The 11,351-nt window shown below is 49.1% G+C and carries 9 protein-coding genes; 7 read left to right on the top strand and 2 right to left on the bottom strand.

Translation table 11 applies throughout. From position 1 onward, the window contains the following. Positions 1-540: 540 nt before the first annotated feature. From dnaA to gyrA, 7 genes are all read left to right on the top strand, one after another. On the top strand, positions 541-1,899 hold the full coding sequence (gene dnaA, locus EFBL_RS01765; protein ID WP_096180420.1) for a chromosomal replication initiator protein DnaA: 1,359 nt from the start codon (positions 541-543) through the stop codon (positions 1,897-1,899). A gap of 201 nt (positions 1,900-2,100) precedes the next feature. Next, the gene (gene dnaN / locus EFBL_RS01760) at positions 2,101-3,237 is read left to right on the top strand and encodes a DNA polymerase III subunit beta (RefSeq protein WP_096180419.1); all 1,137 of its coding nucleotides are present in this window, start codon (positions 2,101-2,103) and stop codon (positions 3,235-3,237) included. Between the two features lie 20 nt (positions 3,238-3,257). Beyond that, on the top strand, positions 3,258-3,485 hold the full coding sequence (gene yaaA / locus EFBL_RS01755; RefSeq protein WP_096180418.1) for a S4 domain-containing protein YaaA: 228 nt from the start codon (positions 3,258-3,260) through the stop codon (positions 3,483-3,485). Continuing rightward, positions 3,482-4,594, top strand: coding sequence for a DNA replication/repair protein RecF (recF, locus tag EFBL_RS01750; RefSeq protein ID WP_096180417.1), 1,113 nt, complete (start codon positions 3,482-3,484; stop codon positions 4,592-4,594). Before yaaA ends, recF begins: the two co-directional genes overlap by 4 nt. A 30-nt stretch (positions 4,595-4,624) precedes the next feature. Then, positions 4,625-4,882 carry an extracellular matrix regulator RemB gene (remB, locus tag EFBL_RS01745; RefSeq protein WP_096180416.1) on the top strand — a complete coding sequence of 86 codons (258 nt, stop codon included), beginning with the start codon at positions 4,625-4,627 and terminating at the stop codon, positions 4,880-4,882. Between the two features lie 127 nt (positions 4,883-5,009). Then, a complete protein-coding gene (gene gyrB, locus EFBL_RS01740) occupies positions 5,010-6,911 on the top strand; it encodes a DNA topoisomerase (ATP-hydrolyzing) subunit B (protein WP_096180415.1) in 1,902 nt (633 codons plus the stop codon). A gap of 111 nt (positions 6,912-7,022) precedes the next feature. After that, complete coding sequence (gene gyrA / locus EFBL_RS01735; RefSeq protein ID WP_096180414.1) at positions 7,023-9,479, top strand: DNA gyrase subunit A; 2,457 nt, start codon at positions 7,023-7,025, stop codon at positions 9,477-9,479. An 83-nt stretch (positions 9,480-9,562) separates the two neighbouring features. On the opposite strand, the gene EFBL_RS01730 is transcribed toward gyrA, so the two are convergent. Next, positions 9,563-10,492, bottom strand: a complete 930-nt coding sequence (locus EFBL_RS01730; protein ID WP_096180413.1) for a prenyltransferase — start codon at positions 10,490-10,492, stop codon at positions 9,563-9,565. Continuing rightward, positions 10,473-11,339: a polyprenyl synthetase family protein gene (locus tag EFBL_RS01725; protein ID WP_096180412.1), complete on the bottom strand. Its 867-nt coding sequence runs from the start codon at positions 11,337-11,339 to the stop codon at positions 10,473-10,475. The genes EFBL_RS01730 and EFBL_RS01725 overlap by 20 nt, the downstream gene beginning before the upstream one ends. Positions 11,340-11,351 lie beyond the last annotated feature (12 nt).

The following is an 11,351-nucleotide window of genomic DNA, read 5'->3' as shown; positions in this document are numbered from 1 at the left end:
TTCTTGAAACCCCTTCGTATGAAACGAGGGGGGAACTAAAAAGTGACATTTTCATAGAACAGTTAAGGTGACATTTTCACTGAATCTTGACAGGTTGAAAAACCTGTGTGTAATTGATTCCTGATTCGTCATTTATCCACTTGTTTCGACAAAATACGTCACACCTTATCCACAATCCACACCCTTGTGCGTTTCTGTCATTGAATATTGAGAAGTTTGTGGATAAGTTGGAAAAAACCATTGCAGTCAAGGCATAATTTTTGTATCATGGATTTGTCATCGAAGTGGATAACTTTAGTTTTACCCAAGATTGTCCACAACTTGTGGATAACATTGTGAATACTTATCCTCAAAAGGAACTTCTTTGTTCACATTTCCTCAATAGGAATCTACAACTCCCATAACAATCCACGAATTTCATGACGTCGTTCGTTATTCGTTTATCCACAGTTCTATGCTCACGAGAACTTAATCCGTGGATTTTTTTTTCTTCTTTTTCCAATCCGTTACGGTTTTATATGTAGGAGGTAGGCATTACCCATGGATCGGGCCGGCGAACTTTGGCAACGAACTCTGACAATGTTGGAACAAACTCTGTCCAAACCCAGTTTTGAAACCTGGTTCAAGTCAACCAAGCCGCTATCGCTGGAAGGCAATACGCTGGTTGTCAGTGTCCCTAACGATTTTGCACGAGATTGGCTTGAATCCAGGTATTTGGGAATCATTCGGGAGACCTTGGGATCTCTCACAATGACCGATATGAACGTTCGGTTTGTGATTCCACAAATATCGGACGAGCAGTTTGAAACAAAAGAATCCCGTCGGGGAAAAGACCAGCTGGGACGTGTGGACAGGGAATTGACTGACGAGTACATACCATCTGCGTTGAATCCCAAATACACCTTTGAGACATTCGTAATCGGAGCCGGCAACCGGTTCGCCCATGCAGCCGCATTGGCAGTGGCTGAAGCACCGGCCAAGGCCTATAATCCCTTCTTTATCTACGGTGGCGTAGGTCTCGGCAAAACCCACCTGATGCACGCTATCGGCCATTATGTATTGGAACACAACCCTGCTGCCAAGGTTATGTACATCTCCTCCGAGAAATTTACCAATGAGTTTATTAATTCGATTCAGTATAACCGGACGGAAGATTTTCGCAACAAGTACAGGAATATCGATGTGTTGCTGATCGACGACATCCAGTTTCTGGCCGGCAAGGAGCAGACACAGGAAGAATTCTTCCACACATTCAATACGCTGCATGAGGAAAGCAAACAAATCATCATATCCAGCGACCGGCCGCCCAAAGAGATTCCAACTTTGGAGGACAGGCTCCGATCCCGGTTTGAATGGGGATTGATCACCGACATTCAGCCTCCTGATCTTGAGACCCGTGTGGCGATTCTTCAAAAGAAAGCGAAAGCTGACGGCCTTAACATCCCGAACGATGTTCTTATGTATATCGCGAATAAGATCGATACGAACATACGTGAACTGGAAGGCGCCCTGATCCGGGTAGTGGCCTATTCTTCCCTGATCAACAACGATTTGACGGCGGATCTTGCGGCGGAAGCGCTGAAAGACATTATATCGGACAACCGTCCAAAAACAATTACAATTCATGAGATTCAAAAGGTTGTCGGAGAGCATTTTAATCTTAAAATTGAGGATTTTAAGGCGAAGAAACGGACCAAGGCCGTGGCATTTCCCCGTCAGATTGCTATGTATCTGGCTCGGGAACTGACCGATTTTTCCCTGCCAAAGATCGGAGACGAATTCGGTGGGCGGGATCACACTACCGTTATCCACGCCCACGAGAAAATTACCAGGGAATTGGAGAACAATTTTAGCTTGCGGCAAACCCTGGAATCACTTAAAGAAAAGATTCGAGTATAAAGGCTGGAATCTGTGGATAGACCACAATTCTTATCTACAAATTGCCCACATCGACAAAATCAGACAAAATTTGAATCCACAAGGGTTATCCACAAATCCACAATCTTTATTACTACTATTACGGTTTTAATAATCAATCTCCAAATAATTATAGATATGTAACCGATTCGATCTTTATGCCCACAACGAGGAGGATTTCTTGTGAAAGTTTCAATCGATAGAAGCGCACTTCTGGCTGCGATTCAAAATGTGCAACGGTCTGTATCCACAAAAACGACAATTCCTGTTTTGTCGGGAATCAAACTGTCAGCGGAAAGAGATACGTTGAAATTGACCGCTACCGATTTGGAGACAGGCATTGAAACCGGTCTGCCCGCGCACATAGAGAATCAGCAGATTGTGCAAATTATGGAAGAAGGGGCCATCGTGCTTTCTGCACGTTATCTGTCTGAAATCGTGCGTAAATTGCCCCAATCTGAAGTGGAGCTGGAAGTGAAACAGAACTACCTGACCATCATCCGCTCCGGATCCTCCGAGTTTAATCTGCATGGTTTGCATGCGGAAGAGTTCCCCAAACTGCCGCAGGTTTCAGGCAGCCAAACCTTTGGCATTCCCGCCATTGTGCTGAAAGATATGATCCGGCAAACGGTGCCTGCCGTATCTTCGGAAGAAATTCGGCCTGTGCTGACAGGTGTTGTGGCGGTTCTGCAGGAAGGCCGTCTCCGGTTTGTGGCAACAGACAGCCATCGTTTGGCCCAGCGCATAGTGAATGTGGAAGCGCCAGCAGAACTTGCTTTTTCCAATGTGATTATCCCGGGTAAAAGCCTGTCCGAATTGGGACGCCTGCTGCCGGACAATGACAGTCTGGTCGATGTTGTGATTGCGGATAACCAGATCATGTTCAAATTTGAAAATACTCAGTTTTATTCCCGTTTGATTGACGGTCAGTATCCGGACACTTCCCGCATCATTCCAACCAGTTTCAAGACGCGGATCCAGGTTGGGACCAAAGAACTGCTTGATGCGGTGGACCGGGCAGCGCTAATTGCCCGGGACAATGACAATAATGTGGTGCGCTTGAACATCAGAGCGGGTCAGTCGGAGATCTCCTCCAATTCCGCAGATGTGGGCAAAGTGACCGAGTCAATCCATTTCGCCGATTTTCAGGGAGAAGAATTACTGATTGCCTTTAACGCCAAATATCTGATTGACGCTTTGCGGGTAGTGGAAAGCGAGTCGATTACCGTGGAATTCACCGGTTCCATGAGCCCTTTCCTGATCAAACAATCCGATAATCCGGACTATATCCATTTGATTTTGCCTGTAAGAATCTATTAATCCTGTGGGGGGCATTGAATTTGACGAGGGAAGTGGAAGTAACCTCTGATGAAATCACCCTGGGGCAATTGCTTAAATACGCGGATATCGTCGGCTCCGGCGGGGAAGTGAAGGTGTTCTTGCGGGAAGAACGCATTCTTGTCAACGGCGAACCGGAGAACCGCCGCGGACGCAAACTCCGTCCCGGCGACCGGATTGAAATAGAAGGCTTCGAGCCGATGGTGATCAAGGGTATTGGACAGGCATGATACTTCAAAGCTTGGAATTAAAAGATTTTCGCAATTATGAATCGCTTTCTCTTCAACTGTCCCCACAGGTGACGATCTTTGTGGGGCAAAACGCGCAGGGAAAGACGAACGTATTGGAAAGTATTCTGATGCTGGCCCTTGCCAAGTCGCACAGGGCCGGCCGGGATTCGGAAATGATCCGCTGGGGAGCTGATTTCGCTTCGGTTTCCGGTGTTGTGGAAAGAAACCAACGCAACTACTCTCTTGACCTGAAGATTCTGCCGCGGGGCAAGAAAGTTCGTGTCAACGGTCTTGAGAAACGCAAAATGAGCGATTTCATTGGTCACCTGAATGTGGTATTGTTTGCACCAGAAGATCTTATGCTGGTAAAAGGGGCTCCGCAGGCCAGAAGAAGGTTTCTGGACATGGAGTTGGGACAAATGAGCCCTCAATACTTGTATAACCTGGCTCAGTATCAGAAAGTTCTGCAGCAAAGAAACAATATCCTGAAAGACAGTGAACGGATGGATGCAGGGCTGGTCGGAACGCTTTCCGTATGGGATGAGCAATTGGTTGAGTATGGCGCAAAGATTATCCGCAAAAGACTTGAATTTGTAGAGAAGATTCAGCAATTTTCTGCTGACATTCACCAACGAATCACTTCCGGGCGGGAAGAGTTGACGCTTCAATACAAAAGTTCCTTACTGGAAAACGAGAACTGCAGTGGTTCGTTGGCCGATTTTTTCCGGGAACAGTTACTCTCCCGCCAGAAAGATGATTTTCGGAGAGGTTCCACTTCGGTAGGCCCGCACCGTGATGACATTGAGGTGCAAATCAATCAACAGAATGTGCATACATTCGGATCCCAGGGACAGCAGCGCACAGCCGCCCTATCGATGAAACTTGCAGAGATCGAACTGATCAGACATGAAGTGGGAGAATATCCGGTTTTGCTGCTGGATGATGTGCTGTCAGAGTTGGACGAGATGAGACAATTGCACTTGCTTGAGAGTATGGGGGAACGGGTTCAGACCCTGATCACAACCACGATGACCTATGGATTGCAAGAACTGATGCAGGAAAAAGCGGTTGTATACAGGGTAATGGGAGGCAGTATCGATCGTACTTGAGAGATTCTCCATGAAAGGAGGGGAAGGCGAATGTTTATCCATTTGGGCGGAGACGTAATGGTACCGAGCAAAGAAGTCATTGCCATCTTTGATTTGAAAATGAAAGAGTCGGCGGATGCCACCCGGGAATTTCTGAACGTGGCCGAAGAAGAAGGTTTCATTGTGGTGATTGATGAAAACGAAAGCAAGTCGTTTGTGGTAACCAACCGCAAAGTGTATTTCTCGCCGATTTCATCCTTAACGCTAAAGAAACGTGCAGGTTTTGTGGCAGAACTTGACGAAAGATAAGGTAGACCAACTGCATGCACACGGCGTGCTCTATGACATCAGGATTCAGATTGATCCTGTTTTTTTGCGTTTAAATCGGGTAATATGGTAAAATTTATTGGTATGATAAGGAATCGGAGGGACATGGATGACGCAAGAGACGCACGTATATGACGAGTCCCAGATACAGGTCCTGGAAGGCCTTGAAGCTGTTCGCAAGCGTCCGGGCATGTACATTGGTTCAACAAGTGTCAGAGGATTGCATCACCTGGTATGGGAGATTGTCGACAACAGTATCGACGAAGCGCTCGCGGGACGGTGCGATACAATTGACGTCATAATACATCCTGACAACAGTGTGACGGTTAGGGATAACGGGAGCGGAATTCCGGTAGGGATCCACCCGAAGATGGGAATTCCAACTGTGGAAGTGGTATTGACGGTTCTCCACGCAGGTGGGAAGTTTGGCGGAGAAGGATATAAGGTTTCGGGAGGTCTCCACGGGGTGGGGTCCTCTGTTGTGAATGCCCTTTCCGAGTGGCTGGAAGTGGAAGTCAGACGGGAAGGCAAGATTCACCGTATGCGTTTTGAAAGAGGGAAGACGGTTTCTCCGCTGGAAGTGATGGGGGACACTGATGAGACAGGAACCACGGTGACATTCAAACCGGATCCGGAAATCTTTACCGAAACGATTGAATATTCCTATGATACCCTGCAGTCACGATTGCGTGAACTGGCGTTTTTGAATGGCGGAATTACCATTACATTGTCGGATGAACGGCATGAAAAGTCGCAGTCTTATCAATACGAGGGCGGAATCGCTTCATTCGTCGAATATCTGAACCAAAACAGGGAAGTGCTGCATGACCCGGTATTCGTATCAGGAGAGAAAGACGGCGTGATTGCCGAGGTTGCGCTCCAATACAATGACACTTACGGTACCAGCATTCATTCCTTTGCGAACAATATCAACACTCACGAAGGCGGAACTCACGAAGTGGGATTCAAGACTTCGCTGACCCGTGTGATCAACGAATATGGAAAACGGATGAATCTGCTGAAAGATGACATAAAACTGGACGGGGATGATGTGCAGGAGGGGTTGACTGCAGTCATCTCGGTCAAGATCCCGGAACCCCAATTTGAAGGCCAGACGAAAACCAAGTTGGGCAATTCGGAAGTGAGAGGGATCGTCCAGACGATGTTTGGCGACAAATTTACCGATTTTCTCAACGAAAATCCGAGTGTTGCCAAAAAAATCGTCGAGAAGGCGCTGATGGCCGCCAGGGCCAAGGAGGCTGCCCGTAAGGCACGCGATCTGACCCGCCGCAAAAGCGCTTTGGAAGTGGGTTCTCTGCCGGGGAAACTGGCAGATTGCACTTCCAGAGACGCCTCCATTTCGGAACTGTACATTGTGGAAGGGGATTCTGCAGGCGGTTCTGCCAAACAGGGACGCGACAGCAAGTTTCAAGCGATTCTGCCTTTGCGCGGAAAGATCATAAACGTGGAAAAGGCGCGTCTTGACAAGATTCTGTCCAATACGGAAATTCGCGCCATTATAACTGCGGTCGGAACCGGAATCGGCCAGGACTTCGATTTGTCCAAAGCTCGTTATCACAAAATCGTAATCATGACCGATGCTGATGTGGACGGTTCCCATATCCGCATTCTCCTGCTCACTTTCTTCTACCGTTACATGAAACCGTTGATCGATTCGGGTTATGTCTATATTGCGCAGCCACCCCTTTATAAGATTACTAAGGGAAAGCAGATTGTATACGCCTATAATGACAAGGATTTGGAACGGTTGCTTGAAGAAATGGGGCGCACCGGCATCGGAATCCAGCGATATAAGGGTCTTGGCGAGATGAACCCGGATCAGTTGTGGGAGACAACAATGGATCCTGAGCATCGTACGCTGCTGCAGGTCTCGATGGAGGATGCGGCTGAAGCGGACATGATTTTTGACAAGCTGATGGGGGAACGTGTGGAGCCGCGCAGGGAATTCATCGAAGAAAATGCGAAATTCGTGCGCAACCTTGACATATAAAAAATACCCCACAAAGTGACGAGGAGCTTCGAAGCTTATTCCGAGTACTTTGCGGGGGCCCCAAATAAATATTGAAGTTGTTGGGGGCTCCATGAAATTGGAGGGAAACGAATGCCGGAAACAGGCAAAGTCTTACCTATTGATCTGAGTCATGAACTGCGTAATTCCTTCTTGGACTATGCGATGAGCGTTATTGTCAGCCGTGCGATTCCGGATGTTCGAGACGGACTGAAACCGGTTCACCGCCGGATTCTCTATGCCATGTATGAAGCAGGCAACACACCTGACAAACCATATAGAAAGTCTGCCCGAATTGTCGGGGACGTACTCGGTAAATACCATCCCCACGGAGACTCTGCGGTATATGATTCTCTTGTGCGAATGGCACAGGACTTTTCTACCCGTTACCTGCTTGTGGACGGGCATGGAAACTTCGGTTCGATCGACGGAGACGCGGCGGCAGCAATGCGGTATACGGAATCCCGCATGTCCCATATTGCAATGGAACTGCTTCGTGACATCAACAAAGAAACGGTTGATTTCGGGCCCAACTACGACGGAAGTGAGAAAGAGCCGCTGGTTCTGCCTTCCCGGTACCCCAACCTGCTGGTTAACGGTTCTTCCGGGATTGCGGTTGGAATGGCAACAAACATTCCGCCCCATAACCTGCGTGAAGTTATCGATGGCGTGCTGATGTTGATTGACAAACCGGAAGCGACTGTATATGACCTGATGGAGGTTGTGAAGGGTCCTGATTTTCCGACGGGTGCTCTCATCCTGGGACGGGATGGCATTCGCAAAGCGTTTGAGACCGGCCGTGGATCCATTATTATGAGGGCGGTTACGGAAATTGAAGAAACAAAGAACGGCAAAGCCCAGATCATCGTCAAGGAGATTCCTTATCAGGTCAACAAGGCTCGCTTGGTGGAGCGGATTGCGGAACTTGTCCGGGATAAGCAGATTGACGGCATTACCGACCTGCGGGATGAGTCCAACCGCAACGGAATCCGGGTTGTCATTGAACTGCGCCGGGATGTAAAACCTCAGGTTGTATTGAACAACTTGTACAAACACACTCCGCTCCAAACTTCCTTCGGAGTGAATATGCTGGCGCTGGTGAATGGTGAGCCGAAGGTTCTCAACCTTCGTGACACGCTTTATTATTATCTGATGCACCAGAAAGAAGTCATCCGCCGCCGCACACAGTTCGATCTGAACAAAGCGGAAGCGCGGGCGCACATTTTGGAAGGCTTGCGGATTGCCCTGGATCACATTGACGAAGTAATCGCTCTGATCCGCGCTTCCAAGACGGATGAAGACGCCCGGAACGGTTTGATGAGCAAGTTTGGCCTTTCGACCGAACAGGCACAAGCAATTCTTGATATGCGTCTCCGCCGGTTAACAGGACTCGAACGGGACAAAATAGAGGCCGAGTACAATGAACTGATGAAACTGATCGCCCATTTGAAAGAAATCCTGGCAGATGAAGCCAAGTTGATGAATGTCATTCGTGAGGAAATCACAGAGATCAAAGAACGGTTTGGAGATGACCGCCGTTCACAGATCGTGGCTGCCGAAGGCGAAATTGACATGGAAGATCTGATCCCGCAGGAGGATGTAGTGGTTACGATTACCCACGCGGGATACGTGAAGCGCTTGCCCGCATCTACCTATAAGAGCCAGCGTCGGGGCGGACGGGGTGTCACCGCCATGGGGACCAAGGAAGAGGATTTTGTCGAACATTTGTTTATCACCTCTTCCCATAACTACATCTTGTTCTTTACGAATAAGGGGAAAGTGTACCGACTGAAAGCGTATGAGGTTCCCGAGTTTGGCCGGGCGGCCAAAGGGACGCCGATCATCAACCTGCTGAACATTGAACAAGGAGAGACGATCTCGGCTGTGGTTCCGCTGAAGGAAATTACGGACGGGCAGTATCTGTTCATGGCCACCCGCAAAGGGGTCGTAAAGAAGACACCTCTCACCGAATTTGCCAACATCCGCAAGGGCGGTCTGATCGCGCTTACCATCCGGGAAGATGACGAACTGTTTGGCGTCCGAATGACGGATGGCAACCGGGAGATCATCATGGGAACGCGCAATGGCATGTCGATTCGCTTTAAAGAAAGCGATGTCCGGCCAATGGGACGTGCCGCAACGGGGGTTCGCGGCATCACGCTGAGGGAAGACGATTACGTGATTGACATGGACATCATTGAACCTGGCTATGACGTACTGGCTGTAACTTCCCGCGGATTCGGAAAACGGACCGGTGAAGCGGATTACCGCTTGCAAACCCGCGGCGGCAAGGGAATCAAGACAATTAACGTAACCGAGAAGAACGGCCATGTGGTCGGACTGAAAGTGGTGTCTCCTGACGAGGAATTGATGATCATCACCAATACCGGCGTGGTCATCCGTATCCGCAACAAAGAGATTTCCGAACAGGGCCGATACACCCAAGGGGTCAAGCTGATCACCTTGCGGGAGGATGAAGAAGTGTCTACCGTGGCGCGCGTTGTATCCAACGAGGACGACGACGAGGGCGACATGGAAGAAACACCTTAAACCGATAATACCGTGAATACAAAAACCTTTTGTCGGGAAGCACCCTGCCGACAAAAGGTTTATTGTTTGTTGCCGGGTGAGGTCTAGTAGGTTATCACCTCAAATCCAAACAGGATCAACGTATGCACGATCGTCACCGCAATCATCTTTATCTGGTTGAAGGTAATATTCCCGATGTTTCGGGGATTGGTATTCCAGGCGGCTAGAGCGCCGAGCAAGGAACAAACCAGTGAAAAGATGAAAATCCTGTGTACCCCCAGAGTAGCCATAATACTGACGAAAGCCGCCAGCAAAAAATAAGCCGCTGCCACATGAGGGGTATATTTCTTTCCCCAGCGCATGGCTACATATGCAGGAGTTGTCAGTTTGCGCGGGCTGGCCTGCAAATCCGAATCAATATCGCTCAAATGATGCTGCATCAGCCATGCGGTGCACAAGAGGGAATGAATGACGGAAGCCCAAACAATTGAAATCGAAATGGAGCCCGTCAATACATAATAAGTTCCAAGGGAACAAGCGGCCATTGCGGGAAAGGCGGCCAACCATTCCCCTGCCAAAGGGTAATAAGCCAGTTTCAAGGGTCCGGTTGTGTAGGCGATGGCTGACCACATGCCGATTGCTATAAAAATCCAGACAAGGTTCGAGGTTACCCGGCTCAGGTAGAATCCGAGCCCTGCGGCAGCAATTAGGCCGAGGGTGCCAACCAGCAACAGCTGCCTGTCGGAATAAAGTCCTTTGGGGATTACCTTGCTGCCCCCGGACAAAATGCCGGGAGAATGCCGATCCGTTCCGGATTGCCAATCCGTCCTGTCGTTGAATGCATGAGCCACAATCCCCTGCAAGAGAAGGGAGCCGGTCAACAGGATCCCAACCACAGGCCAGGACAGGGAACCAAATCCCTTCAGATCATGCACGGCAAATCCGACAGACAGAATGATCGCACAGAAACTCCATGAAAGCACGGGTACGATTCGGATCAGCGTTACAACGCCTTTAATCGATTGAAGGAACATGCAAGATTCCCTCCTGAAGTTGATCAATCTTTTTCTTTATGTTCAGGGCAAACCGGATGAGACCGGCTTTGGCTCTGGAAGGGGGCAGCCCGGAAAGGCTGGAAATTGATTTTTGTATGTAATGGGTGGCAAGCGATTGGGTGTAAGGAATGGAACGAAGATAAGGAAGCGTATAGATGCCGTTTGTTAGATCCTGCCTCACCGGTTTGCCCAGGGCGGAAGGAGATTCCAGAAAATCCTGCAGGTCGTCCAGCAGTTGATAGGCCATTCCAAGGGAATGGCCAAAGTTGCCAAGAGCTTCCGTCAGATCCTGACGACCTTCCGCCAGACTACTGACCTTGCAGCAGGCGGCGATGAAAGTGGCTGTCTTGAGAGAGATTCGTCGCAGATACTCTTCTTCCGTCAACCAGGGGTTATGAAGTTGACTGGCCTGCATAAACTCCCCGTCTACAAGATTCTGGATCACGTCTGCAAAACAGGAGATTATCGACGGATAGGAACTGATCACATTCAGCATCTTGCCAAACAGATAATCCCCAAGCAGCACGGCCGCTCCTTCACCCCATTGTTTGTGAATGGCAGCCCGGCTTCGGCGAAGATCAGACTGATCCACAATATCATCATGGACAAGAGAGGCCATATGCAGGAGTTCAACGGCAACAGCCATGCGAACCGAATTTTGGACCGGAGCCGACACGATGTCGCCGGTAAGCAGCACAAGCAGCGGTCTTGTACCCTTCCCTTGGGTATCCAACAAATAACGAACAATGGGGGCCAGTACCGGATTCCCGGTCGAAAGCACTTTCTGCATTTCCTTACTCACTTCCGGCAACAACGGATGATTCAAATTTGGCCCCCC

Origin of the sequence: Effusibacillus lacus (genome assembly GCF_002335525.1) — a bacterium.
Taxonomy (GTDB): domain Bacteria; phylum Bacillota; class Bacilli; order Tumebacillales; family Effusibacillaceae; genus Effusibacillus; species Effusibacillus lacus.
The sequence above is the reverse complement of the archived record's forward strand: the minus strand, read 5'-3'. Positions and strand labels throughout refer to the sequence as shown.